Origin of the sequence: Mucilaginibacter sp. MD40, assembly GCF_002288635.1 — a bacterium.
Taxonomy (GTDB): domain Bacteria; phylum Bacteroidota; class Bacteroidia; order Sphingobacteriales; family Sphingobacteriaceae; genus Mucilaginibacter.
This window is the reverse complement of sequence record NZ_NRSW01000001.1, coordinates 4,243,541-4,268,701: the sequence shown is the minus strand read 5'-3', so window position 1 is coordinate 4,268,701 and position 25,161 is coordinate 4,243,541. Positions and strand designations below refer to the sequence as shown.

At 43.0% G+C, this 25,161-nt stretch carries 22 protein-coding genes; 8 read left to right on the top strand and 14 right to left on the bottom strand.

From position 1 onward, the window contains the following. Positions 1 to 116 precede the first annotated feature (116 nt). Positions 117 to 1,925: a tetratricopeptide repeat protein gene (locus tag CKK33_RS19300; RefSeq protein ID WP_158223490.1), complete on the bottom strand. Its 1,809-nt coding sequence runs from the start codon at positions 1,923 to 1,925 to the stop codon at positions 117 to 119. A gap of 127 nt (positions 1,926 to 2,052) precedes the next feature. Between CKK33_RS19300 and CKK33_RS19295 the strand changes: the two genes are divergently transcribed. The 3 genes from CKK33_RS19295 to CKK33_RS19285 are packed head-to-tail and all read left to right on the top strand — an operon-like array spanning position 2,053 to position 6,298. Next, the gene (locus CKK33_RS19295; protein WP_095705684.1) at positions 2,053 to 3,942 is read left to right on the top strand and encodes a S9 family peptidase; all 1,890 of its coding nucleotides are present in this window, start codon (positions 2,053 to 2,055) and stop codon (positions 3,940 to 3,942) included. Positions 3,943 to 3,948: 6 nt separating this feature from the next. Then, on the top strand, positions 3,949 to 5,595 hold the full coding sequence (locus CKK33_RS19290) for a sensor histidine kinase KdpD (protein ID WP_095705683.1): 1,647 nt from the start codon (positions 3,949 to 3,951) through the stop codon (positions 5,593 to 5,595). A gap of 16 nt (positions 5,596 to 5,611) precedes the next feature. Further along, positions 5,612 to 6,298 (top strand): response regulator transcription factor, encoded by a 687-nt coding sequence (locus CKK33_RS19285; RefSeq protein WP_095705682.1) that lies wholly within the window; start codon positions 5,612 to 5,614, stop codon positions 6,296 to 6,298. Positions 6,299 to 6,358: 60 nt separating this feature from the next. Here CKK33_RS19285 and CKK33_RS19280 read toward each other — a convergent pair whose 3' ends face one another. From CKK33_RS19280 to CKK33_RS19255, 6 genes are all read right to left on the bottom strand, one after another. Continuing rightward, positions 6,359 to 6,979: a bifunctional 2-polyprenyl-6-hydroxyphenol methylase/3-demethylubiquinol 3-O-methyltransferase UbiG gene (locus tag CKK33_RS19280; RefSeq protein WP_095705681.1), complete on the bottom strand. Its 621-nt coding sequence runs from the start codon at positions 6,977 to 6,979 to the stop codon at positions 6,359 to 6,361. Continuing rightward, the gene (locus CKK33_RS19275; RefSeq protein WP_233138268.1) at positions 6,979 to 7,866 is read right to left on the bottom strand and encodes a hypothetical protein; all 888 of its coding nucleotides are present in this window, start codon (positions 7,864 to 7,866) and stop codon (positions 6,979 to 6,981) included. Before CKK33_RS19275 ends, CKK33_RS19280 begins: the two co-directional genes overlap by 1 nt. 17 nt (positions 7,867 to 7,883) lie before the next feature. Then, the gene (locus tag CKK33_RS19270; protein ID WP_095705680.1) at positions 7,884 to 9,164 is read right to left on the bottom strand and encodes a metallophosphoesterase; all 1,281 of its coding nucleotides are present in this window, start codon (positions 9,162 to 9,164) and stop codon (positions 7,884 to 7,886) included. 163 nt (positions 9,165 to 9,327) lie between these two features. Next, entirely contained in the window at positions 9,328 to 10,833 is a 1,506-nt protein-coding gene (locus tag CKK33_RS19265) for a sigma 54-interacting transcriptional regulator (RefSeq protein ID WP_095705679.1), read from the bottom strand. Between the two features lie 67 nt (positions 10,834 to 10,900). Further along, entirely contained in the window at positions 10,901 to 12,001 is a 1,101-nt protein-coding gene (locus CKK33_RS19260) for a VWA domain-containing protein (RefSeq protein ID WP_095705678.1), read from the bottom strand. Between the two features lie 93 nt (positions 12,002 to 12,094). Next, positions 12,095 to 12,985, bottom strand: a complete 891-nt coding sequence (locus CKK33_RS19255) for a carbohydrate kinase (RefSeq protein ID WP_095705677.1) — start codon at positions 12,983 to 12,985, stop codon at positions 12,095 to 12,097. Between the two features lie 168 nt (positions 12,986 to 13,153). Here CKK33_RS19255 and CKK33_RS19250 point away from each other — a divergent pair, with 168 nt between their 5' ends. Then, complete coding sequence (locus CKK33_RS19250) at positions 13,154 to 13,573, top strand: DUF4440 domain-containing protein (RefSeq protein ID WP_095705676.1); 420 nt, start codon at positions 13,154 to 13,156, stop codon at positions 13,571 to 13,573. A 165-nt stretch (positions 13,574 to 13,738) separates the two neighbouring features. Here CKK33_RS19250 and CKK33_RS19245 read toward each other — a convergent pair whose 3' ends face one another. The 7 genes from CKK33_RS19245 to CKK33_RS19215 all read right to left on the bottom strand — a co-directional run bounded on the left by CKK33_RS19245 (position 13,739) and on the right by CKK33_RS19215 (position 20,812). Continuing rightward, on the bottom strand, positions 13,739 to 14,857 hold the full coding sequence (locus tag CKK33_RS19245; protein ID WP_095705675.1) for a M20 family metallo-hydrolase: 1,119 nt from the start codon (positions 14,855 to 14,857) through the stop codon (positions 13,739 to 13,741). A gap of 13 nt (positions 14,858 to 14,870) precedes the next feature. Next, on the bottom strand, positions 14,871 to 15,416 hold the full coding sequence (locus tag CKK33_RS19240; protein WP_095705674.1) for a GNAT family N-acetyltransferase: 546 nt from the start codon (positions 15,414 to 15,416) through the stop codon (positions 14,871 to 14,873). A 282-nt stretch (positions 15,417 to 15,698) separates the two neighbouring features. Further along, positions 15,699 to 16,580, bottom strand: a complete 882-nt coding sequence (locus tag CKK33_RS19235; protein ID WP_095705918.1) for a cupin-like domain-containing protein — start codon at positions 16,578 to 16,580, stop codon at positions 15,699 to 15,701. A gap of 197 nt (positions 16,581 to 16,777) precedes the next feature. Further along, positions 16,778 to 17,659 (bottom strand): cupin-like domain-containing protein, encoded by an 882-nt coding sequence (locus CKK33_RS19230; RefSeq protein WP_095705673.1) that lies wholly within the window; start codon positions 17,657 to 17,659, stop codon positions 16,778 to 16,780. Positions 17,660 to 17,848: 189 nt separating this feature from the next. Continuing rightward, complete coding sequence (locus CKK33_RS19225; RefSeq protein WP_095705672.1) at positions 17,849 to 18,397, bottom strand: fasciclin domain-containing protein; 549 nt, start codon at positions 18,395 to 18,397, stop codon at positions 17,849 to 17,851. A gap of 224 nt (positions 18,398 to 18,621) precedes the next feature. Beyond that, on the bottom strand, positions 18,622 to 19,746 hold the full coding sequence (gene hemW / locus CKK33_RS19220; RefSeq protein ID WP_095705671.1) for a radical SAM family heme chaperone HemW: 1,125 nt from the start codon (positions 19,744 to 19,746) through the stop codon (positions 18,622 to 18,624). Between the two features lie 49 nt (positions 19,747 to 19,795). Beyond that, on the bottom strand, positions 19,796 to 20,812 hold the full coding sequence (locus CKK33_RS19215) for a hypothetical protein (protein WP_095705670.1): 1,017 nt from the start codon (positions 20,810 to 20,812) through the stop codon (positions 19,796 to 19,798). Positions 20,813 to 21,002: 190 nt separating this feature from the next. Here CKK33_RS19215 and CKK33_RS19210 point away from each other — a divergent pair, with 190 nt between their 5' ends. The 4 genes from CKK33_RS19210 (at position 21,003) to gldL (ending at position 25,135) form a co-directional block, all read left to right on the top strand. Then, positions 21,003 to 21,953: a DUF4271 domain-containing protein gene (locus CKK33_RS19210; RefSeq protein WP_158223489.1), complete on the top strand. Its 951-nt coding sequence runs from the start codon at positions 21,003 to 21,005 to the stop codon at positions 21,951 to 21,953. A gap of 5 nt (positions 21,954 to 21,958) precedes the next feature. Next, a complete protein-coding gene (locus CKK33_RS19205; protein WP_095705668.1) occupies positions 21,959 to 22,723 on the top strand; it encodes a uroporphyrinogen-III synthase in 765 nt (254 codons plus the stop codon). A gap of 242 nt (positions 22,724 to 22,965) precedes the next feature. Further along, positions 22,966 to 24,288, top strand: coding sequence for an SUMF1/EgtB/PvdO family nonheme iron enzyme (locus CKK33_RS19200; RefSeq protein ID WP_095705667.1), 1,323 nt, complete (start codon positions 22,966 to 22,968; stop codon positions 24,286 to 24,288). 34 nt (positions 24,289 to 24,322) lie between these two features. After that, positions 24,323 to 25,135 (top strand): gliding motility protein GldL, encoded by an 813-nt coding sequence (gene gldL / locus CKK33_RS19195; RefSeq protein ID WP_095705666.1) that lies wholly within the window; start codon positions 24,323 to 24,325, stop codon positions 25,133 to 25,135. Positions 25,136 to 25,161: the final 26 nt, after the last annotated feature.

The window sequence follows — 25,161 nt, the reverse complement described above, 5'->3', positions numbered from 1 at the left end:
ATTGCACTGATTTTGCATTTTGGATCACACTGATGTGATTAGATCATTAGACCGGTGATTGGTTGATCTCCAATTGCATAACCCGGTTAACTGATCTCTAATTAACCAATCTCTAATCAACTAACCTTATCCCCCCGCAAGGCTCTGAAACGTTTACGGGCATCATTTATCCAAAGGCTGCCGGGGTAATTTGTAATAATTTTCTGGTAATACTGCATGGCCGTAGGGCTATCATTTAGCTGGTTCTCGTAGATATCGCCCAGCATAAAAACAGCATCATCGGCCCAGAGGTCGGTACTATGTTTTTCCGTAATGTCTTTTAATAAAAGAACGGCGCCTGCAAAGTCTTTTTCCTGAATCCTGATGCGTGCTTTGGCCATTAGTACATCGGCTTCAAGTGTATTGCCAGGAAATTGTCTCGCTATACTGTCCAGCGTTTGCAGGGCTTTAGCCGGTTGTTCGGCAGATATGAGCAGATCAGCCCGGGCATACATTTTTAGCGCCTTACCGGTACTATCGGCATTCAGATTATCGCTGATCAATAAGGAAAGGTTCAACGCGTCATTAGCGATCAGTTGTGTGGTGGCCGCTTTTAAAACATCCAGTTGCCTTTTTGCCCAGGCAAGGTCGCCGGTGTAATAAGCCAGTTTGGCATTACGCAGCATGGCTTCCTGGGCAACTGGCGTGTTGGGGTTATCTTTTTCGGCCTGGCTGTAAAGCAGGGTGGCATCCCACGGCTGGTTGCTCAACAGGTATACATCGCCCAGGTCAATTTTACAGGCGGCAATGAGGGTTGGATTAACACCGGCCATGCCAACCACTTCTTCCAGTAACGCCTTTGCTTCGGGTAGTTTATGCAATTTAAACGCCTGCAGGTTGGCCAGCTTTTGCATGGCAAATGCTGTGGTTTTATTGTGCCCATAAGTAGTCAACAGGCTGTTATAATCACTTTCGAGACTAAGAAGATCAGCAGGGTTATAGCGGCCAGTGGTGATCTTCAGGTTACGCGTGTCTATCAGGTTTATCCTTGCGGCAATATAATCGCCGCTTGCCTTGTCAGTATTTTCAATGATGAATTCATATCCGCGTATAGCGGCGTCATAAGCGCTATTGGCAACCAGTATGCGGCATAAGTCATCAATTTGAGTAGTTCCATTATTCAGTCGGCGACTTAGCGCAAGCGCCTGGTTAAGGGCCATGTCATATTCCTTTTGTTGTATAAATACCCATGTAAGCATTTCGGTGTAAACCACTTCTTGCGGGTCTTTTTGTAAGCGTTTAAGTAAGGCACCCTTCAGCATATCATAATCGGGGTTACCTTCGTAAACAGAAGCTAAAGCATTTTTAGCCTGACCAATGAACAGAGGGTTTGCAGGTAAAAAATTAAGGCATTCTTCTGTAAGTGATACTTTATCGTGCCTGTAACGGTAAAGCGCCATAAGCTCATATGAAAAGGCCTTATCATCTTTTAATAATTCTCGACCGCGCTTAAAAACGCGTATGGCAAGGTCGGCATTGCCTGTTTGGTAAAACTGCGATGCCAGCATATTTACCGCGTTGCGGTTCGCAGGCAGGTTTTTGATCAGGTCGGTATACAAAGCTTCGGCTTTGCCAGGATTGCCCTGTTGGGTATAGATGTTACTCAACGAAATTACGTACTCATAATTTTCGGGGTAGTTGCGCGCCATTGTACGGGTAATACCTTCGGCTTCGTTTAATTTCTTAAGGGCAATAAGTTCACCAACATACAACTGGAAGTAGGCCTGTTTATCCTGTTTAAAAAGTTTCTGGTAAATATCAGCGGCTTTTTGGTGCTCGCCGTTAAGAGAATATTCACGGGCTAATTCTGCATCATTGCTTTGCGCATGAGCCATCATGGTAAAGCAAACCAGAAGCATAAAAAGCAAGCTATACAGGTATTTCATAAGTGCCGATGAGGTAATTTGCCGCTGCCTATATAACGTACCAGCCGGGTAAAATTGTAGTGACATATTTATAAAACTCTGACTAAATTAGTTATTTTGACCTCCGTTAATATTTATAATAATACAAATGCCGATCCGCTTAAGATATTTACTTTTGATTGTTGCAGCAGTAATAATTACCGGCTGTAAGCAAAATAAGGTACGTCCCATACCGGTTGAGGTATTTTTTAAAACGCCCGAAAAAACCAACTTTAAGATTTCTCCCGACGGTAATTATATATCGTACTTAAAGCCTTATAAAGGTAAGCAAAATATATTCATACGGTCGCTGGTTAATGGCGCCGAAAGTAGAGCTACTCAGTTTACTGATTATTCGGTTAGAGACTACACCTGGACATTTAATAACCGTATTGTATTCACCCAGGATATCATCGCTATAGACCAATTCAGGGTGTACACGCTTGATGTAGCTACCATGAAGTATGATAGCCTGCTTACGCTCAACAATACGCGTATGCGCATCATTAACCGTAACCGCCAGCAGCCTGATATGGTTACCGTTGCTATGAATAAGCGCGACCCTGTGAATTTTGATGTGTACAGGCTTAACGTGAAAACCGGTGAGCTGAAGTTATACTTGCCAAATCCCGGCAATATTATTAAATGGTACCCTGATGCCGACGGGCGCATCAGACTGGTAAAGGTATCTGACGGGGTTAATGAGAGCCTGATGTTCAGGCCTGATGATAGCTCGCCTTTTAAAACCATCATCACTAATAATTTTAACGATAGGGTGGAACCGATAGCTTTCGCGGGCGAAACCAACAGTTTTTACGCACTGTCAAACGTTAATCGCGATAAGACCGCCCTGGTAGAGATGGATGCCGAGAACGGACAGCAGGAACGGGTTGTTTTTGCCAGCGACAAGGCCGACCTGATGGATGTAGGCTACTCAAAAAACAAGCAGCGTATTGAGTATGTTGGCTGGGACGAGGCCAAGCCGCAAAAGCATTATCTGGATGCGGCTATTGCTCACATGTATAACAAACTGGAAGCTGTAATTAAAGATTATAAGGTAGATATTGTTGACCGTGATAGTAACGAGAACAAGTTTGTTATTGTAGGTTATACGGATAAGAACCCCGGCACTTACTATTTGTATGAGCGTAATAAGGACAAGCTAACCAAATTGGGTGATGTTAACCCCGAGATCAATAGCACAGAATTATGTGATATGCGACCTGTTACCTTTAACGCAAGCGACGGTACATTGATCAATGGTTATTTAACCACACCGCAAGGCAAAGAGGCAAAAAACCTGCCGGTGGTAGTAATGCCGCATGATAATATTTGGGGCCGTAACTCATGGGGATACGATGCTGAGGTGCAATTTTTGGCCAACAGGGGTTATGCGGTTTTCCAGGTGAACTACCGCGGCTCCGCAGGTTATGGCAAGGCTTTCCGTAAGGCGGGCTTTAAACAGGTTGGCGGCAAAATACAGCAGGACATTACCGATGGTGTAAAATGGCTCATTGCCCAAAAAGTGGCCAACCCCAAAAAGATAGCCATATTTGGCGGTGGTTTTGGAGGCTTTTCGGCGCTTTATGGTGTATCGTTCCATCCGGAAATGTATAACTGTGCTATTGTAAAATATGGCCTCATCAATTTCTTTACCTACTTAAAAGATGCGCCGCCGTTTTTTAAACCTTTTCTGAAAATGACGTATGAAATGGTGGGCAACCCTGAAACAGATGCCGACCAGCTACGGGCCATTTCGCCGGTTTTCCATACCGATAAGATCAAAAGCCCTTTATTGATATTCCAGGGAGCTAAAGACCCCCGGGCAAATATTAGCGAGCTTAACCAGTTTGTGCGCGAATTAAAAAAACGGAACGTGCCCGTTATCTATCGCCTTAAGGAAAATGAAAGAGCCTATTTTAAGAGTGAGCATAACCGTATGGAAATGTACGCCGAGATAGAGAAATTCCTGAATACTAATATGCAGGTTAAACCTTAGCCTGTTATGAAAGCGCCCAAGAATATCTACCGCAAAAACTTTACGCTTTTAACGGTTTTCCTGGTGCTGATCACCGTAAGCTTTGTAATAGCGGTTATTATTTCATACAACCTTACAGCCAAGTATGTTGAAAACGAGTTCTCATCCAAAAAGGTGGAAGTGCTCGATCAAACTTCAAAACCCTATAACGATTTTTTTTCGCTCAAGATACCCGAGATCACCTCTTACCAGGGTTTTTTGGACTCCGCGTCAGCCGCTAACTATTCGGCAACGGTATTTAAAACGTACCCCTTTGTTCGGCGCATATTATTTTACGACTTGCAGATAGGCAATAAGCCAACCAATGTGCATTTTACCAATAGCCGTGGTATATCTGTAAAGGCTATTTACCAGTATAAATTAAAGCGTAACACGGTTAGGGGATTAAAGGATATGGCTTTTGCCAACCAGGAAGACTTTAAACGCATGGCTTACAAGCTTAGTAATTTCATCAGCGTAGCAGATACGACTAAACTACCCACGCAGGATGAGATTTTCCGCACGTTTTACGATGTAAGCCCTGATAAGATCAGCTACTTGAATATACCCCGAAGAGAGGATGTAAAGATTTACCAGTCGTTATTGCGCAACAGCGCGGGTAAAACCTTTTACAAGCAAAATATGATGACGTTTTTGCTTGACGCACATTTTCTGCGGGTAAAAAATACCCACCCCGAGCTTTACCAGCAGGTAAGCATAGAGCCGGTGGTGTATGACCCGCTTGATGTTGACGGAAGCCGAAAGGTGACAGAAGCCGCTTTAACCGGCGCGTTCTCTAATTACAAACTGTATTTTACCTCAAGCAACGAGCATCTTAAAAAGGAGATAGACCGACGATTTTTGCCCATAGGCGCTATAGTGATGCTGGTTTACTTGTTTATGATACTCATCATATGGCTTATTTACCGTAACCTAAACGTTAACCTTAAGATTTTTAAGCTACAGTATGATTTCATTAACAATTTTACGCATGAGTTTAAAACGCCTGTAAGTGTTATAAAAATAGCAGGCTCAAACCTTCGAGGCGATGCCGAACTCAGCGAAAGGCAGCGCAAGCATTACGGAAAGATACTGGATGAAGAAGCAGATAAACTGAACGATCTGATGAACAGGCTGCTATCCTTTACCCAACTCGAAAACCGGTCTATCAACATCAATAAAGAAAATGTGGCGCTACGCGATTTTGTTCAGGGCTATGTAAATACGTTTAAAATAAAATATCCGGATTTTGCACTGAGCCATACCATCGCCACTGGTGTAAACGAATTTAATACCGATCCTGTATTGTTAGGGAGCGTTTTCCAGAACCTGATGGAAAACGCGTATAAGTATTCGCACCCGGGCCGTAAGGAGTTGCATATCGACATCAGGCCGGAGAAACGCAATTTGATTTTTAAGTTTGCTGACAAAGGCATAGGAATTGCACGGCCTGAAATGGGTGATGTTTTTAAAAAGTTTTACCGGATTGAGAACCAGTATAACCAAAACGGAAGCGTGGGTTTAGGCCTTGCATTTTGTAAAGAACTGGTTAACTTTATGGGTGGCGAAATTACGGTGACCAGTAAGGTGAAAGAAGGATCGACTTTTACCGTGATATTGCCTTTTGACAATTAGCAATTATAATTAAATAATGAATAAGGAAATTAAGATAGCACTGGTTGAGGATGATGAAAATCTAAGGTTCCTGGTGGCAGAGCGCCTGCAAAGTGAGGGCTATAAGGTTTTGGAAAGCAATAATGGCGATGATGCCGAAAGAATGATACTGGCAGAACAGCCTGATATAGTACTGTTGGATTGGATGCTGCCCGGTAAACAAGGCTCCGAAGTATGCGCAGAATTGCGTAAAAACGGTTTTGATAAGCTGGTGATTATGATGACAGCCAAGGCGCAGGACATTGATAAGATCGACGCTTATAATTTTGGCGTAAGCGATTATATCACCAAGCCTTTTAACATGGATGTGCTGGTAGCAATGATAGAAAGCAAGATCAAGTTTTCGCTGAATAGCGAGAAAACCGAATCGCACAGGTTTGGCAATATGGAGCACCAGCCCAACACCCACCTGCTTATACGTGATGGGCGTAAAACCGAGCTTACCATATTGGAGAACCGTATTTTACTTTACTTCCTGAAAAATAAGAACAAGGTAATTAACCGTGAGGAACTGATGATGGAAGTTTGGGGCTACAATGCCGACGTAAATACGCGTACACTTGATATGCACATTGTACGCCTGCGTAAAAAGATAGAGAACAATCCCGACTCGCCTACCTACCTGCAAACGGTTAGGGGAATAGGCTACCGTTTTGTTTATTAGTCGATAAAAAGGAAAATCTTTTACCGGGGAGAGGTATAGTATTAACTATGTTCTCCCCGTTTATTTTTGATAAGCTCTGCTGATAATGAAATTGCCATAAAAGCCTTTATCATCTATAATGGAGTACTTATGCCGTGCAAAAAGCCCCGCCACGTTAGGCAATCGCCATGATTCTACCCCGCACAAAATTTTAAAGAACAAGAGCATACTTTTCAGCATCAGGTTTTGCCAAAGTTTTCCTGTAAGCCTGAAATCGGTATAGAGCCACACCCCGCCAATTTTAAGTGCCTGGTGTATGAGCGTAAATATTGCCGGCAGGTTCTTATCGGTAAAATTATCCAGCAAAAAGGGGGTGATCACCACATCAAATGCTTGAGAAAGCCGGGCTTCCTGTATAGGCTTGTTGATAAAGTTAACCTCGTTGTGGCCGAAATTACGTCTTTGGGATAAAGCCATCATTTTAGCCGATATTTCTACATAGGTAATCTTTAAACCATCAGGGTGCTGTTTAGTAATTTCTTCAAGAATATAGCCGGTACCGCCGCCAACTATTAATACTGTGGCATTAGGCGGGATATGTCTTAGTAAATAGACCTGCGAGTTAACAAGCGCCTTACCGAATACCAGGCGGGAGAGCCGGTCATAAAATGGCGCGGCGTTATCATAATTACCTTTTGCCATTAGTGGTTACCAAATATCAGGGTAAACGCGATAAGCATTACATATTGCAACACCAGCACGCCATCAAGGTAAAAGAAGTAGTAATATTCGTTCTTTTCCCATTTAGACCTGAAGATGAGCCAGCCCATCAGTACAGCGGTTAACGCCAAGGCAAAGAAATCTACATTAAAACCGTTGTTCCTGAACATGAACAGCAGCACAATATAGCCTGCAAGTAATAGCTGGCAAAACAGGTAAGCATTTTTTTCGCCCCATGAAACGGCGATGGTTTTTAAGCCATATTGCCTGTCCTGGAAAAGGTCGCGAATATCAAAGGGTACGGTTAGCGCGCCAATGAGCAGGAAACGTTTAGCAATTAAAATGGTAATATCACGGGTGGATATATCTGCCAGGTGCATATCCTGGGCCTCCAATATGGGAAGTAAAACACAGCTTAATGTCCATACCAGGGTTATGAGAAAAGGCTTCAACCCCGGAATATTTCTTAATCCGAACTTTTGTTCACCAACGGTAAACAGTGGCAGGCTGTAACAAAATGATAATACCGAAAGGAATACCAGCAATATGCGCGATTCCATGGAGAGCAAAAAGAAAAGCGGTATCAGAGAGAGCAGCGATATCATGGTAAAGGTAACCATGAGCCGGTAGTGTGCAAAGAACCATCTTACCCGGCGGTATGGCGACTTTTCGGGGTGCTTAGGCTTACTAAGCAAAATACTGAAATTGTATATACCCAGTGTTGAGGCAAACAACAGGCCGGTAACCGTATGGATGGGTTTGGTATCAATTAAATGAAAAGTAACCAACGCCTGCGCTACCGCGCAAATCGCCATAAACAGGTTGCTAAAAAGCAAAAAATCAAAAGCGCTTAAAAGTGTTTTCTTCATTTTTTAGCAGCCGCTTTTCAGGCTTTGTAATTCGGATCGGTCGCAGCTTTGAGCTCAAATATCGTAATCTCCGGCAATATTCCAATTCGGCCGGGGTAACCTAAAAAGCCGTAGCCTACATTTACGTAAATTTGCTGGTGCTTTTCGCGGTAAAGCCCTGCCCATTCCTGGTAAACATATTCAATAGGGCTCCATTGAAAATCATTTGTGCGTACGCCAAACTGCATGCCATGCGTATGGCCCGAGAACATCACATCTATCTGCGGATATTTAGGTATTACTTCCGCGCGCCAGTGAGAAGGATCATGTGATAGGAGCAGCTTAACGGGCAAATCATCGGTACCTGCAACAGCTTTTTCCATTTTGCCATACTTGGGGAAACGGCTTAACTCGCCCCAGTTGCCAATACCCAGTACGCCCAGTTCCTGCCCATCAATTTTAATACGGCGGTGTTCATCTATCAACAGGTCCCAGCCAAGGTTTTTATGCGCCTGATACATATTCTGCATGTTTTTTTCCTTGGCAGCAGGGGTTGGCCAGTTGCCATAGTCGCCGTAATCATGGTTGCCTAATATGGAGTATACACCCAATGGCGCACGTACTTTCTTAAACACATCAACTACCCGGTTTACCTCTTCGGTACGGCTATTAACCAGGTCGCCGGTAAAAAAAATCATGTCCGCTTTTTGCTGCATCAGCAGGTCAACACCGCCGCGCATGTTATGTACGCTATGAAAGCTGCCGGAGTGTATATCAGAAATTTGGCCAACACGTAATCCATCAAACGCTTTAGGCAGATTAGGCAGATAAAGTTTTACATTTTTAACCTGATAATCGTAAATGCCTTTAGACATATTATGTTTTAGCAAATACAAGGGTACGGCGCCTGCTAATATGCCTGCCTTCATCAAAAAATCTGAGCGTGGGATTTCTTCGAAATACCAATCATCAGATGTTGATTGAGTTGGCTCAGGACGTTTTTTTCGCCTTTTGATAATACGTTTTATTGCCCTGCGTATGTCGTCAGTTATAATAAATAGCGCATAAAATATCTTAAAGAGCAGGGTAATAAAAAACAGGAACAAAAAGGCTCCCCGTGCGCCAACGGAAAGGTTGCCATAGATGCTGAGCATCATAATGGTGATCAGGAAAATCGAATAAAACCAATAGATAATGGCAAACCACCTTTTACGCGTAAAGGGCCGTTTGCGGAAAGCCGCATGCAGCCCTTGCAATATATAATAGTCAATGGCTAAAAGTACCAGTGGTAGGGTAATGATATAAAAGGCCTGCAGCATAGAAATGACAAAGGTATTAATTAAATGGCTGTAGCTTCTCTAAATTTCCTCACTTCGCTGTCATGATGAACTTATCGAACCACTCACCCGTCGTGTAAAGGTCTTCGACAGGCTCATATTACAAACAAAAAACCCTCCCTTTTAGGGGAGGGTTTGGTTGGGGTTAATATCTGTCGTCAATATCAAAATCTTCGTCATCATCGTCCGGCTCCAGGTTAAACAGACTGTTGAACATGTCTGAAAAGGCGAAGCCGTTATCCAGGAAACCTTTATTTAATTGCGAAAACTCTGCCAGGCCATGCAGCACAAATTCCATTAATAACAAGTGTTGGTTTTCGCTTAGGCGCGGATGGAAAGTTTTTACCAAATTTTTAAGGCCCGGCACACTGTTAAGCAATTTTTTATATTGCTCAAGTGGCAGGTCATCTATCAGCGAAATGGTGTTACCATCGCCAAACCAGTTGACGATCTCGGCATAAGGATTTGGCGCCTTAGACTTTTTAGCTTTCTCCGGATCAGGGAAAAATTGCAGCATCAGACTTTTAATAGCTTTGCCAATAAGGATGTTGGCTACTTTGCCCGGGCCTTCCAGTTCGCCCTCATACACCAGCTCAATTTTACCGGTAATAGCTGGTATTACACCCAGGAAATCGGAGATGCGTACAAAGGTTGATTTTTCACCATTGATGATCATGCGGCGCTCGGCGTTGCTGATCAAATTTTCATATGACGCGATGGTTAAACGCGCAGATACGCCCGACTTTTTATCGATGTACTCTGATGCACGTGCTTCAAAGGCTATTTGTTCAACCAGGTCTTTCACTAAGCCATCTGCCTCAATAGTAGTACGTTGCTCAGGTGTGAGCAAAGCCTCCTGCTGGGTTATCTTACGCGAGATCTCTACAGAACGAGGGTAGTGCGTTAATATCTGACTTTCTATACGGTCTTTAAGCGGGGTAACTATAGAACCACGGTTGGTATAGTCTTCCGGATTAGCCGTAAATACAAATTGCAGGTCAAGCGGTAAACGTAGTTTAAAACCACGTATTTGTATGTCGCGCTCCTGTAGTATGTTAAATAACGATACTTGTATGCGCGCCTGTAGATCGGGCAATTCGTTGATCACAAAAATGCCACGGTGCGCACGCGGGATCAATCCGAAGTGGATAACGCGCTCGTCATTGTAGGTTAATTTCAGGGTGGCTGCTTTTATAGGGTCAACGTCACCTATGAGGTCAGCAACGGTAACATCAGGCGTAGCCAGTTTTTCGGTATAGCGCTCGCTGCGGTGCAACCAGGCAATAGGTGTGGCATCGCGGTGTTTTTCCACCGTTTCGTGGCCATACCAGGAGATGGGCGCCAGGGGATCGTCAAACAGTTCTGATCCTTCTATGTAAGGTATATACTCGTCCAACAGGTTTACCAGCAGGCGGGCAATACGTGTTTTTGCCTGGCCGCGCAAGCCCAGTAATAATATATTATGTCGCGATAAGATGGCCGTTTGCAGATCGGGAATAACGGTATCTTCAAAACCAACTATTCCTTCAAAGCCGCCCTCTTTTTTTTGTAATTGTTTGATGAGGTTGGCCCTCAATTCATCCTTTACCGAGCGGCTTACATAGCCTGATTCTTTGAGCTGACCAAGGGTTTTTATTTCTGTATGGTTCATTTGTTCAATTATTCATGGGTATCTGTGAGTACATTATATGCATATCTGAAATTAGCACATCAGCTCATCAACGTACCGTTCTTCTTCTGTTTTTTATGTAATCCTCAAAAATGTATTCGCCCAAACCATTAAGGGAACTGTAGAAAGCCCGGCCTCCATTTGTTTCGGTAAACTTGCGTACAAACTGTTGCAGGTAAGGGTCTTTGGCTATCATAAACGTGGTGATAGGGATCTTTAAGCGCTTACATTGTGCCGCCATGTTCAGCGTTTTATTCACCACTTTTCTATCCAGCCCTATGCTGTTCTTATAGTACTTGGTGCCTTCCTTTAAGCAGGTAGGTTTACCATCGGTTATCATGAAAATTTGCTTGTTATGCGTTTTGCGGCGGCGCAGCATGTCAGTAGCCAGCTCTAAGCCCGCGTAGGTATTGGTATGGTAGGGGCCAACCTGTAAGTAAGGCAAATCCTGTAAGGATATAGGCCACGCATCATTACCAAAAACCACAATATCTAAAGTATCCTTAGGGTATTTGGTACGAATAAGCTCGGCCAGGGCCATCGCTACTTTTTTAGCGGGTGTTATCCTGTCCTCACCGTATAAGATCATGGAGTGCGAAATGTCGATCATGAGTACAGTTGAGGTAAGGGTTTTATAGTCCATTTCCTCTACCTCGAGGTCGCGCTCGGTCATCATAAAATCGCCACCGATGCCATGGTTGATCTGCGCGTTATGGATAGACTGTGTCATGTCTATCTGGTCCAGGCTGTCGCCGAACTCAAACTCACGGCGTTCGGCATTGCGCTCATCGCCCTGCCCGCTTTGCGGCGAGCGGTGGTTACCCTTACCAGATTTCTTTAACTTACCGAAGATCTCTTCCAGTGCTGATTGCCTGATGCTTTGCTCAGCCTTCGCCGTAATATTGAAACTACCATCCTGCTTGTTTTCGTCCAGATAGCCTTTCTGCTTCAATTCATCAATAAAATCGCCCATGCCATAATTGTCATTGGTGATATTATATTGCTTATCCAGTTCGTTGAGCCATGCCAAGGCTTCTCCGGCATCGCCGGCCGTATAATTTAATAATTCGAGAAATAGTTTTAGCAATTCTTCAAACCCGCCTTTTGGGATCTGATTTGGTGTAAACTTCGAAAATCCGAAACCACGCATAGTATACCCTTTCTGATATAAAGTAACGGATTATCCGGCTTAAAAGTTTAATAACTACACCAATAAAGCGCAATTGTTAGGCTGTAATGACAATTATACCTGTACGCTTTCTTTTATGCCGGTAATTTCATCTCTCACATAAACAGGATTAGCGCCACGTTTACTTGCCACAAATGAACCTATAGCGCAGGCATCAACCAATATTTTTTGCATAGGCTGCTTTTCAATAATACCGGCTATAAAAGTAGCTAGGAAGGCATCGCCGGCACCAACGGTATCAGCCACCTCTACAGAAAAGCCCGGGTGCTCAAAAAACTCGTGGTTATGCCATACAATGGCGCCGTTTTCGCCGCGGGTAACACAAATGGTTTGTGTATGGTATTTTTTCTGGAATTCTACCATTTTTTCTCTGAGTAAGCCATTGCTGCCATGTATCAGCAATTCCGCTTCCTCTTCGTTCATTTTAATAATATTAGCACGTGCAGCGAGGGTTTCAATATCAGCTACGGTGTAGTGAGGCGCACGTAGGTTTACATCAAAAACCTTTAATGCAGGTGTTTCTTCCAGCATGTTCAATAGCGTATCGCGGGTGGTTTTGCCACGGCTGGCCAGGCTTCCGAATACTACTATGGTAGCTGTCTTAGCTTCTTCCAGCAGGTTTTTATCCGATTGTATATTGTCCCATGATACCGGTTCAGGTATAATGTAAGTGGCCTGGTTTTTTTCATCCAGTTCAACGGTTACCTCGCAGGTGGGTAAGGTGTTATCTTTTTGGATAAGGTTAGCCGTGTAAAGCTTGTTCTCTTTTAAAAAATTGATAAGCCCTTTACCCGATTCATCTTTTCCCACACGGCTGGCAAATACCACACTTACATGTTGTTGTGCCAAATGCCTGGCCACATTCATAGGTGCGCCACCGGCCTTTTTTTCTTCGCCGAAAGCATCCCATAAAACCTCACCAAAGCATAATACCTTATTTCTCATATCGTGATTTTGAAATTTTGCGTAAAGCTATAAAGGATTTACCGTATGCAGTGTTAAATTTATGATAATTGACTTAATAAATACTTAACAATTGTTTAAAGCCTGTAAGCCTTAATCATTATTTGTTATCATTCCAATAAAGTTCATGGTAAAACTTATATTTAGGCTATGAAGAAACTTACCCTCTTATCATTACTGCTTTTTTTATCTTTTTACTGCATTGCGCAAGACAAACAAGCTATTGCCAAAGTGATGCACCAACAGCAGATAGACTGGAGCAACGGCGACCTCAATGCTTTTATGCAAAGTTACTGGAAATCGGACTCGCTGGTTTTTATTGGCAAGCGCGGCCCGGTATATGGGTGGCAGCAGGCGTTGGATAATTATAAGAAAGGTTACCCGGGTAAGGCCGCTATGGGGAAGCTCACCTTCAGGCTGGATAAGATACAATTGCTCGGCAAAACCGACGCTTTTGTAATGGGTGCCTGGCACCTTGCTCGCGAAAAGGATAACCCTAGTGGTTATTTTACGCTCTGGTTTAAAAAGATAAATGGCAAATGGTTAATCGTTTGCGACCATTCGAGTTGAGTAGGCTAAATCAAGATCGACAATATTGTAGGATTCGATAGAATCTTCTACTCCATATAAGTTTTCAAATAATACGTCATTGCAAAGGCCGAAGCAATCTCTTTGCTCTACAGAACGAACCTTTATAGTTCGGAGATTGCCTCGTACTCACAATTACGCAAAACATTAAGCAGGGTTATTCACCAAACAATAGATCATCCCGTTAAGTAGGTTGATATAAGTGTCGATACCCTGATGTATCTCATCCAGGTAAATATATTCATCGGCCATGTGTGAGCGGGCCGAATCGCCAGGCCCTATCTTGAGTGAAGGGATGGACAGCCAACCCTGGTCGCTGCTGGTGGGCGATACATAGCTACGTAACCCCATTGCTGCCCCGGTACGTACTATGGGATGGATGCTATCTATACAGGATGCGGTTAAAATACCCTCGCGGGCGCACACGCTACAGGTGGTGTTTTGTTTAATGATGGCTAAAACTTCGTTGGGTTGGTAGCAGTCGCTCAAACGAACATCAACGGTAAAATGGCACTCATGCGGGATGATGTTATGCTGCATGCCGGCATTGATCTGCGTTACCGTCATTTTAACCGGCCCCATAAATGCCGATTGCTTAGGGAAGTGATAGCTGGCAAACCATTGTATATCGGTTAAAGCCTTGTAGAGTGCATTGGTCCCTTCGTTTCGTGCGGCATGCCCCGCAACGCCGTAACACGTACAATCGAGCACCATATTACCCATTTCTGCAGTGGCCATTTGCATTTGGGTAGGCTCGCCAACAATGGCAAAACTAAGGTCGCCTAAATGTGGCAGTACCTCGCTTAGGCCATGCTTGCCGGAGTTTTCTTCTTCGGCGCTGGCGACAAGGCAAAGGTTATAGCAAAGGTCTTTCTCGTTGTAAAAATGTACAAAGGTAGCCATTAGCGAAACCAGGCAGCCTCCGGCATCATTACTGCCGAGGCCATATAACTTGCCATCTGTTACCTGCGCGAAATATGGGTTTTTAGTGTATGCGCCGTTTGGCTTAACGGTATCATGGTGCGAGTTAAGGAGTATAGTTGGTTTACTTTTATCAAAGTAGCGGTTAAAAGCCCAAACATTATTGTGCAGGCGGTGAGTAGTAATATCATAGTTTTCTAAATAAGCTTGTATAATATCCGCGGTTTCAAATTCGTCGCCGCTTGGTGATGGTATGCTGATGAGTTTTTTAAGCAGCAAAATGGCCTGATGGCTTAAATCGCCGTGAGCGCTTTTGCCGGTATAGTCTGTTAATGCTGAGATCATGATTGGTTAGCGTTTAGTTTTTTGATGGGTTGTAAAGCATAGCGGTACACAAACAGTTGCGGCCTTGTTTGCTCGTTAGGATGTTGTAGTTAACACAGCTTTTGCAGCCCTGCCAAAAAGCTTCTTCTTGTGCTATTTCGGCGTAGGTTACAGGCTCGAAACCCAGGTGGGTATTCATTTTCATGATAGCCAAACCGGATGTAATGGAGAATACCTGAGCCTCGGGATAAGCCTCGCGACAAAGGTTAAACACCATTTCTTTTATCTGATGTGCCACGCCATGCTGTCTGAACTCGGGCGACACAATGAGGCCGCTGTTTGATACAAATTTGCCGTTATCCCAAACATCGAAGTAAGAGAAACCCGCCCATTTGCCGTCGGCAGAAACGGCCACCACGGCACGGCCGTTGTTCATTTTATCAAGTATGGATGCTATTGATCTTTTAGAGATACCGGAACCCCGCGCGATGGCAGAGCGTTCGGTTTCTTCAGAAATTTGTTGCGCGTAAATACAATCAGCCGATTGGGCAAGTCTCACAATTATTCGTTCATCTTCCATTTTAGTATTGTTTACAAACGGTTATACCCGTTGTTAGCTATGCCACTAAAAGGATGCCTTATCGCATAATTTTTGTAAAAAGCGGTTTTAAACAGTGTAGGGACTGCTTTTTGTTTTGAATTAGGAAAGGTGTATATGAAAAGCTTTCCATTTTGGAAGGGCGGTTTGCAGGAATGGGAGATAGGCTCAGACGTCCGTCGCTACGCTTTTTAACCCCTCTCTCTTCGCTTTACTAAAAGAGGGGCTAAGTAAATCTAAAATCTAAAATCAAAAAATCTAAAATCAATACGGTTTTCCTTCTGCCAATGCCTGGTTAGCGCGTTTAATGGCTACGCTTTCTTTCCAATCCATGTAGCGGCTTTTAAAGCTCCTTTTCATCACATCATCAAATTTGCGCTGTATGGTAAGGTTGTACAGGCTTTTGGCTTTAATGGCCCACGACTTATCCCATGCGCGCAAACTAAGCGAGTAGGAGCCGTCCAGGTATTTCATCCAATGCCAGTAGCCGGTGGGCATAAACAGGGTGTCCCCGTGCTCCAAATAGGCTTCTGTGCCGGGGATGCCGTTTAGCGATGGGTATTTTTCTACATCCGGATTAAGAACATCATAATCTTCCAGTGCATAAGTGGCGTTAGGCAGGCAATACAAGCGCTCTTTCCACTTATATTCAAACAGTATGACATGCTTGCGGCCGCCAAAATGAGTATGGAAAATATGCGGCAGATCGATATCGTAATGCAAAAACGTTTCGGAATTCGAACCGCCGAAAAACATGGCCGGCATGCTTTCTATGAAACCACCCATCAGGTCTTTAGGCAAAATAATATCATTTAACAGCTGGGGTGCATGCTTAAATATGTTGAAGAAAAAAATGCGCAGTTCGGTAGGTTGTGAGCGGATCAGATCGATATACTCATCAAATGCCATCTCTGTAGCTGCAGAGTTAATAGGCTTCGCCGGATCGGCCTTGGAATTATCATATAGGGGGACAATTTTATTGCCCACTACACTTTTTAAATATTCCGGTGTCCACTTTTCACGGGCGGGCCAGTTATTTGTGAGCCCCTTGATGATGAGCGGGCGGCGGGGTTTAAGGTAGTTGTTTTGAAAATCCTGTGCGCTAATGGTATCAACAGTATCAATTGGGGATAGCTTAAAGCTCATAATGCTGGCATTGAAATACAATGATGAAGCGAGACACCTCATCCCAATGGGCCAAATAACGGTTTTAAATGTTGGGTTGCAGTTAAAAGCGTGTTAAGTTTGTTAGCCTTGTGCCTAACCATACGAAAAGAAGGTAAAACAAAAGCCCCCAATGCAAAGCATCAGGGGCTAAGTAAATCTAAAATCTTAAATCTAAATCAATACGGTTTACCTTCGGCAAGAGCCTTGTTAGCGCGTTTAATGGCCAGTTCCTCTTTCCAGTCCATGTAGCGGCTCTTAAAATTCTTTTTCATGATATCATCAAACTTACGTTGTATAGTAAGGTTATACAGGCTTTTCGCCTTAATGGCCCATGATTTATCCCAGGCACGCAGCGATATGGAAAAAGAACCATCCAGGTACTTCATCCAGTGCCAAAAGCCGGTAGGCATAAATAGTGTTTCCCCATGCTCCAAAATGGTTTCCTGCCCTTCAATGCCATTAAGTGCGGGGAATTTCTCAAAATCGGGATTGGCAATATCGTAATCTTCCAGTGCGTAGGTGGCAAAAGGTATGCAATACAGTCTTTCGCGCCATTTATAGTCGAACAGGATAATATGTTTACGTCCGTTGAAGTGCGTATGGAAGATATGCGCCAGATCTATATCGTAATGCAGAAAAGTCACCGAACCCTGGCCACCAAAAAACATATTAGGGTATTTATCCAGGAAACCGCCCATCAGGTCAGATGGTGAACGGTAGTCTTCCAGCAAGCCCGGCGCATGTTTAATAGGGTCGAATAAAAAGATGCGCAGGTCGGTGGGGCTTTTTTGTATCAGGTCAATATAGTCGCCAAACTTCATTTGCGCGGCCGATGCATTAATAGGTTTTGACGGGTCGGCTTTAGAGCTGTCATACAGCGGTACTACCTTATCGCCAACAACTTCCTTCAGGTAATCAAAGGTCCATTTTTGCAGAGCAGGCCACGTTTCGGTAGCTTTGCTAATTACCAGGGGCTTACGGGGCTTTAGGTAGTTGTTAACAAAATCTTCTTTAGAGATATTGTCAACTCTGTCTATAGGGGTAAGGGACAAACTCATTTCTTACTATAATAATTCACGCAAAATTAATTATTTAATAAAGAGCAAACATCAGCTTAACTCAATTTTAAATTCGGCTGACAAAAAAGCCCGGATGGTCAAACCATCCGGGCTCATCTTTGAATTAGCAGTCTTCAGTAACGGCTTAAGCTCATTAAAGTATCTGCAAATTAATTTCTGCCAATCAAATTAGTTAGGCATTAACACCGTGTTTACTACGTGGATAACACCATTGCTTTGGTTAACATCAGCAATAGTTACCCAGCTTTTGCCACCTTTTTCATCAACCAGGTATAATTTTTTACCTTTCATCATGGCTTTTAACGTACCACCGCTAACGGTTTTAAGTTCGGCAACACCATGGCCAGCTTTAATTTCGGCAGCTATGTCTTTAGCGTTTAATTTACCTGCAACTACGTGGTAAGTTAAAATTTTGGTCAGCGTAGCTTTGTTCTCTGGTTTTAACAAAGTTTCTACAGTACCTTTAGGTAGTTTGTTAAAAGCCTCGTTGGTAGGCGCAAATACAGTGAACGGACCAGCTGATTTTAAAGTTTCTACCAAGCCGGCAGCTTTAACAGCAGCTACTAGGATAGTGTGGTCTTTAGAGTTAACAGCGTTATCAACAATGTCTTTTGTTGGATACATTGGCGCACCGCCAACCATTTTAGTTTGAGCGAAAGTACTTGGGGCAATAGCTGTAGCTACTATAGCTAAGGCCGCGATGATTAATTTTTTCATTTTAAATTTCTGCAAGTTTTTATTTATAAGAAATACGCCCGTGGTGCTTTAGCGGTTTTTAAACAACGCTTTGTTTTGAACAACCAATAGCTATCTTAAACAACTAAAAGTTGTTATGAGGATAAAGTATTTGATTACAAGCGGTTTATAAATGAGTGGCTTTAGTGCAGAAGATATCCTGCCTCTCTTCTCAGAAAATTAGGCGGATAATACAGGCCGTGCAATCAGTCAAAAAATAATGCTGCTGCTATAGCATCAGCATAAAGTTTACCCTTTGCGGTTAGGGTAAGTGTGTTCCCGCTTAAAACCACTTTCTCTTGCGCTATGTATTCTTCGACTGTTTTCATCAGAATAGATGACGAACCTTTGGCGATGCTATTCAGTTTGCCAAGGTTGAGCCCCCATATAGTGCGGAGCGAGGTCATGATGTATTCGTTAAGCCGGTCGGCCTCGGTAAGTATCTCCGTTTCGGCGGGGATGTGGTTATTACTTAAATGTTCCAGGTATTTGGCATTGTTGGCTATATTCCACTGGCGGGTATCGCCATTAAATGAGTGTGCCGATGGGCCAATACCCAAATAGGTTACACCTTTCCAATAATTAGAATTATGACGGCTGTAATGCCCCGGTTTGCAAAAGTTTGATATTTCGTATTGCTCAAACCCATGTAACTGCATGGTATCAAGCAACATGGCAAATTGTTCGGCGCTTTGCTGCTCATTCATGGGCGGCTGTTTCTTTTTGCTAATGAACGCTGCGAGGGCTGTTTGTGGCTCAACCGTCATGCTATAGGCAGATATATGGGGGATGCCAAGTGCAAATGCGGTATCAAGGTTGTGTTTCCATTTGCTGTCGGTAAGCAGGGGGTAGCCGTATATGAGATCAATGGTGATATTTTCAAAGCCGGCGTCCTGCGCGCGTTTCACGGAAGCTTCTGCCTCCTGGGCGCGGTGTACCCGGTTCATCCACGCAAGGTCCTCATCAAAGAATGATTGTATGCCGATACTGAAACGGTTAACGGGCGTTTGCCTTAGACCGTTAATTTTTTCACGGTCCAGGTCGTCGGGATTGGCCTCAAGGGTGAATTCCGAGTTGCTACTTACCGTATGCAGTTGAGTTATATGATCAATTATTTTATTTACTTCTATTGGTGACAGAACAGATGGTGTGCCGCCACCGAAATAAATAGTTTCGATACTTTCGCCTTGCAGATAATTTTTTTGCAGTTCCAATTCGCGGTGTATAGCTTCCAGCATTTGATCCTTATATTTCAAGGAAGTACTGAAATGGAAGTCGCAATAATGGCAGGCCTGCTTGCAAAAAGGGATATGGATGTAAATACCTGCCATGAGTGAATAAAAAGCAAAGTTAATAGATAGTTGTAGGCCGAAGTTGATATTATTTAATGACTTTATAATCTTGAGTATCGGTATCCTGGTCAGTGATCCATTGACATACATATCCTTGGTCATCCCAAGACACTACTCGAACAATTATTTGTGCCGAAGAAGACTGGTTATTGCTTTTATATGCCTTTTCATCAATTAAGGCAAATGTATCTGGCGAAAACCATGCTAAAAATCTTCTTAAATCAACTTTTCCGTTATTATCAATATAATTCATTGATATTTTATCCCTGATAAATGTAGTTTGTTCTCCATTCGTTGAAACAAACTTTCCAGTTTTAATATATTCGGGTACAAAGACTTTGTTGGTATACGGTGAGTTAAACCACGTGTCAGAAATATTCTTGTTCAAATTAACTGATATTAAGTCTAATGTTTGTACGCTATCGGAATTAGCTGACGAATTCCCTATTCTGGAATTGAAAAGAACGCCGTTTTTAAAAATATAATCCATCATGATTGACCTGTTACCGTTAGGATATATCACCATTATTAGCCTGTAGTTTTTTTTGTCAAAAAAATTTTTAGTAGTATATCCGTTTTTCGCTTTTGCATTAATCACAAAGCAGTCAAAGTTTGTAAATTTATGGTCAGGAAGTCGCGAGAATTGATATTTAAGTTTTTTGTAACCATATTGGACCAGACTGTAGGTTTTAAGTTTTACTTCCTCTATTTTATCAATGTTTGTTATGTTAGTCACTGAATCTCCGTTGACTCTGCAAAATTTTTTTCCGTTGAAAAATGTGGTCTGTGGAACATATACTCTTGATAAAATGCATTGCACAAACTTTTCTCCGGCCTTTATTTTAATGTCAACCACTCCAGTGGAATCATTTGGTTCGTTGATTTTGTAAGTAGTTTCAATTGAACTAATCTTTGAAATATTTGCTTCGCCACCGCAAAAAACTATCGAAGAATCTATGATTTGATTAGCGGTTAATGTTCTTTTTTGAGCATACAAAAAGGCAGGTATAAACCAAATAAGAACTAATAAATATCGTCTTGTCATCGCTGTAGTTTTTAACTGCACGTATCTTCCAAATATAAGTGGTGGATTTAACTTGATAAAGTAGGTTATAATTTAATTGCCGTGTAAATATCTGTTATTTAAACTTCGCCCAAATACAATAACTTTGCGGCGGATGGCAAAAACGCGCTGGCTGATTGTATGTTTATTAATTACCTTTTGCACTTGCGCAATGGCGCAGGCGCAGGTAACGCAGGATAGCGCCGTTACAACAACGGATACTACAGCAGTAAAGCCCCGGCCGCGATATAATGGCCCACTGCCGTTTCTCGACTCGGTAGCCCGCGCAACGGCCCTGCATGAACAGTTTGTTTCCGACTCGCTGGCTAAGCGCTACATAGCCAAGCCCGACCCTAACCGCCCTAATGCGTTTGTTGACAGCATATTAAGGACGAACCGTTACAAAGGCGATTTTTTTCTGAGCCTATCATCAAAAACAACCATTCAGCAAGGTTACGGGCGCAACCGCCCCTCACGTGATATTTGGGTAATAGGGGTTATTTTTGTTTTGCTGCTCTTCGCGGCAGGCTTAAACATTGCTTCCAGTAAAGATGTAAGTAATGTATTCCAGTCATTTTACCAGCGCCGCAGTGCCGGTCCCGCCGGTAAGGAAGATAGCCCCATAAACGCCTGGACATTTATCGGCCTTTTCGGGTTGTTCGGGCTAACATCGGGCATGTTCCTTTACCTGCTTACCACCGGTTATTACAAGGTTTATTATACCATTGCAGGCTTTCAACTGTTTTTAACCCTGTCGTTTGTCATCATTGCGTTATTTGCTGTTAAATTTCTTGTAATTAAGTTCCTGGGTTTCGTGTTTGATATCAACAAACTGGTTAACGAATATATCAACACACTTGCGCTTACTTACTTTAACATCACATTTGTGTTTTTGCCTGTAGCTGTGTGCTTTAGCCTCATAGCAGATAAATTTATTCCATTCCTGCTGGTTGTAACGTTATTGCTGGTCATTATTATTTTTATTTGGCAATATCTGCGCAGCAGTGTAAGCATCGTAGCAAATTTCAGGTTTCATAAGTTTTATTTATTTATGTATCTTTGTGCCCTCGAAATTTGCCCTATATTAATACTAATAAAGGCGCTTAATATTGGATTTAGGTAGATAAAATGGCATTGGAAGACAGAAAGAAAAAGGTAAAAAGTATACTGGTTACCTTACCCAAACCTGAAAGTGATAAAAACCCCTACGCCGAACTGGCAAAAAAACTGAACTTAAAGATCGATTTTCGTTCTTTTATTCATGTTGAAGGGGTGCCCGCGAAAGACTTTCGCAAAGAAAAGATCAACCTGGCCGATTTTACTGCTGTTATCTTTACCAGCCGCAACTCAGCCGATCACTTTTTTCGCATTTGCGAAGAAATGCGTTTTGAAGTACCTGTTGAGATGAAATATTTCTGCCTTTCAGAAACCATTGCCCTGTACCTGCAAAAGTATATCCAGTACCGTAAGCGCAAAATATTTTTCGGAAAGCAAACCGCTGCCGATCTGGCCGAAGTGTTAAAAAAGCACTCATCCGAAAAGTTTCTTTATCCATGCTCTGATGTAGCCGCCGAGGAAACGCAAAAGTTCCTTTTGGACAACGGTTATAATTTTACCCCGGCGGTATTGTTCCGCACAGTTTGTAGCGACCTGAGCGACCTTGCTGAAGTGTTTTATGATGTCATCGCGTTCTTTAGTCCGTCGAGCATACAATCATTATACAAGAACTTCCCTGACTTTAAGCAGAATAATACCCGTATAGCCGCATTTGGCGCAACCACTCATAAAGCCGTGCTTGAAGCCGGTCTTATACTGGACATACCCGCACCTACACCCGGCGCACCATCCATGACAATGGCCATTGAGCAGTACGTAAAACAAGCGAATAAATAAAATAAACAGTAGTTAATTGCAACTTTCTGTTTCATCAAGCGTATAACGGTGAAATATTTTATCAAAATGATTAAATATTTCACCGTTTTTTTTGAGTGTAACGACTTGGAATTCATTCGATCAACGCGGATATTTTGCTCACTTTAAAATTGAATATTTGGCCTTGTATACGTTAAAAATTAATATATTCGGGGCGTTTCGTTTACTTGAAGATTGAAGCATATTACTGATTGGTATATACAATGAAACAAATTTACTTTGTAATAGCAGTTTTGGCCGGTACTGTATTAACCGGCTGTGGAATTGGAGGAGGAGGCAACAGCGGTGAGGTAACCGGTGTTAAACAACGTTCATTCAGATCTACAGTACCTTATGGGATGGTATACATTAAAGGCGGTACCTTTTTAATGGGGCAAACCGACCAGGATGTTACCTTTTCGCAAACCGCGCAAACCAAGCAGGTGACTGTTCCGCCATTTTTTATGGATGAAACGGAGATATCGAATACCAAATACAAACAGTTTGTATTCTGGGTACGCGATTCAATAGCCATCACCAATTACCTTAACGATCCTAAGTATTACTATCAGCCTAAAAAGGGTGCAGCGGCTGATCCAAACGGCCGTAAATACATTAATTGGGATTATGTAGCTAAAAATCCTGTTTTCAGTACCCGTGGTAAAAATGCTTCGGCCAACCAGCAAAAACTACAGGGACTGTACTACCAGGGTGATGACCGCGTGTTTGACCGCAACGAGATCGATATCCGTTTGCTTAAATATAATTACTCTGTAATGTCGTTACGTGAGGCATCCAATTACCGTAATGATAAAAACAAACGCCGTTCAGATTTCATTATCCGCGATACCGTGGGTGTATACCCGGATACGCTGGTGTGGTTGAGCGATTTTTCGTACGCAGCAAATGAGCCTATGGTTGAGGGTTATTTTTCTCACCCGGCTTTCCGTAATTACCCGGTGGTTGGGGTTACCTGGCGCCAGGCACGTGCCTTTACCGTATGGCGTACACGCCTTAGCGATGGCGCAAAAGATAAACGCAAGTTACCACACAATAACCCTTACGGTTTACCTAACGAGGCGCAGTTTGAATATGCTGCACGTGGTGGCCGTGTAGGTACCGATTACCCATGGGGCGGCCCTTACATTAAAAACGCCAAAGGCTGCCTGATGGCCAACTTTAAACCCGGCCGCGGTAACTATACCGATGATGGTGGCGCATATACCGTTAACGTACGCTCGTATTTTCCTAATGATTTTGGTTTATACAATATGGCAGGCAACGTGGCCGAGTGGACCTCATCAGCCTATGATGAATCCGCTTCAACCTTTGTGCACGATCTTAGCCCAACCTTTAACTATGAAGCCAAAGCTACCGACCCTGAAGTGCTGAAACGCAAGGTGGTACGTGGCGGTTCATGGAAAGATATCGGCTACTTCCTTCAAAACTCAACCCGTACTTTTGAGTACCAGGACACTGCCAAATCATACATCGGTTTCCGTTGCGTAACAGATTATATGGGCAGAGACATCAGAGACAAACGCTAAAAACAAATACTAAAACAAATATCTCAACAAATTTATGGCTGGTAAAAAGAAACCCTTCGGAATTAGTAATATCGTGTCATGGGGAGCAACGGTGGTTATCATAGGCTTGTTATTTAAAATACAGCACTGGCCATATGGTGGTACCTTTATCTCAATAGGCTTATTGGCCGAGGCACTGTTATTCTTTATACTTGGTTTCCAGAGAGAGGAAAAAGAGATCGACTGGACACGTGCGTATCCTGAATTAAATGAAGATTACAACGGCGAGTTGCCAAAAGTATCTGCACGCCCTGTAGCCGCTCCGGTGAGCGCAGGTTTTTCAAACACAGCTGCTTTGGATAAAATGCTCGAAGACGCTAAAATAGGCCCCGAACTTATCGGTAGCCTTGGCGAGGGTTTAAGAACATTTGGCGATAAAGTGAACGCTATCTCACGTGTTACTGACGCGGGCGATGCTACCATTGCTTTTACCAACAAGGTAAAACAGGCAACAGCCAGCTACGATAACCTGAGCAACGCTTTTGATCGTGCATCAGCTAATCTTGCCGAAATGGCCAGCACTAATATTGATACCAAAGCCTATCATGAGCAGGTAAATAACCTGGCTAAAAACCTGTCATCACTTAATGCGGTGTATGAACTGGAATTGCAGGATTCAAGCGCGCACTTAAAATCAATGAACAAGTTTTACCAGAACCTGTCATTAACCATGAGTAATTTCAATGAGTCGCTTGAAGATTCAAAACAATTTAAAGACGAAGTGGGCCGCTTGGCTAAAAACCTTGCATCATTAAATGCAATTTACGGTAACATGCTTACCGCTATGAACCAACCCCGCGTTAGCTAATAATTTTAATAACCAGGCAATAAATA

What these genes read in the sequence shown, in the direction of transcription:
- CKK33_RS19295 (WP_095705684.1), top strand. Translation starts at nt 2,053, where the DNA reads ATGCCGATCCGCTTAAGATATTTACTTTTGATTGTTGCAGCAGTAATA.
- CKK33_RS19285 (WP_095705682.1), top strand. Translation starts at nt 5,612, where the DNA reads ATGAATAAGGAAATTAAGATAGCACTGGTTGAGGATGATGAAAATCTA.
- CKK33_RS19240 (WP_095705674.1), bottom strand. Translation starts at nt 15,416, where the DNA reads ATGGAAGATGAACGAATAATTGTGAGACTTGCCCAATCGGCTGATTGT.
- gldL (WP_095705666.1), top strand. Translation starts at nt 24,323, where the DNA reads ATGGCTGGTAAAAAGAAACCCTTCGGAATTAGTAATATCGTGTCATGG.
- CKK33_RS19200 (WP_095705667.1), top strand. Translation starts at nt 22,966, where the DNA reads ATGAAACAAATTTACTTTGTAATAGCAGTTTTGGCCGGTACTGTATTA.
- CKK33_RS19205 (WP_095705668.1), top strand. Translation starts at nt 21,959, where the DNA reads ATGGCATTGGAAGACAGAAAGAAAAAGGTAAAAAGTATACTGGTTACC.
- CKK33_RS19275 (WP_233138268.1), bottom strand. Translation starts at nt 7,866, where the DNA reads ATGAAGAAAACACTTTTAAGCGCTTTTGATTTTTTGCTTTTTAGCAAC.
- CKK33_RS19225 (WP_095705672.1), bottom strand. Translation starts at nt 18,397, where the DNA reads ATGAAAAAATTAATCATCGCGGCCTTAGCTATAGTAGCTACAGCTATT.
- CKK33_RS19265 (WP_095705679.1), bottom strand. Translation starts at nt 10,833, where the DNA reads ATGAACCATACAGAAATAAAAACCCTTGGTCAGCTCAAAGAATCAGGC.
- CKK33_RS19260 (WP_095705678.1), bottom strand. Translation starts at nt 12,001, where the DNA reads ATGCGTGGTTTCGGATTTTCGAAGTTTACACCAAATCAGATCCCAAAA.
- CKK33_RS19210 (WP_158223489.1), top strand. Translation starts at nt 21,003, where the DNA reads ATGGCGCAGGCGCAGGTAACGCAGGATAGCGCCGTTACAACAACGGAT.
- CKK33_RS19235 (WP_095705918.1), bottom strand. Translation starts at nt 16,580, where the DNA reads ATGAGCTTTAAGCTATCCCCAATTGATACTGTTGATACCATTAGCGCA.
- hemW (WP_095705671.1), bottom strand. Translation starts at nt 19,746, where the DNA reads ATGGCAGGTATTTACATCCATATCCCTTTTTGCAAGCAGGCCTGCCAT.
- CKK33_RS19270 (WP_095705680.1), bottom strand. Translation starts at nt 9,164, where the DNA reads ATGCTGCAGGCCTTTTATATCATTACCCTACCACTGGTACTTTTAGCC.
- CKK33_RS19255 (WP_095705677.1), bottom strand. Translation starts at nt 12,985, where the DNA reads ATGAGAAATAAGGTATTATGCTTTGGTGAGGTTTTATGGGATGCTTTC.
- CKK33_RS19250 (WP_095705676.1), top strand. Translation starts at nt 13,154, where the DNA reads ATGAAGAAACTTACCCTCTTATCATTACTGCTTTTTTTATCTTTTTAC.
- CKK33_RS19215 (WP_095705670.1), bottom strand. Translation starts at nt 20,812, where the DNA reads ATGACAAGACGATATTTATTAGTTCTTATTTGGTTTATACCTGCCTTT.
- CKK33_RS19230 (WP_095705673.1), bottom strand. Translation starts at nt 17,659, where the DNA reads ATGAGTTTGTCCCTTACCCCTATAGACAGAGTTGACAATATCTCTAAA.
- CKK33_RS19245 (WP_095705675.1), bottom strand. Translation starts at nt 14,857, where the DNA reads ATGATCTCAGCATTAACAGACTATACCGGCAAAAGCGCTCACGGCGAT.
- CKK33_RS19290 (WP_095705683.1), top strand. Translation starts at nt 3,949, where the DNA reads ATGAAAGCGCCCAAGAATATCTACCGCAAAAACTTTACGCTTTTAACG.
- CKK33_RS19300 (WP_158223490.1), bottom strand. Translation starts at nt 1,925, where the DNA reads ATGAAATACCTGTATAGCTTGCTTTTTATGCTTCTGGTTTGCTTTACC.
- CKK33_RS19280 (WP_095705681.1), bottom strand. Translation starts at nt 6,979, where the DNA reads ATGGCAAAAGGTAATTATGATAACGCCGCGCCATTTTATGACCGGCTC.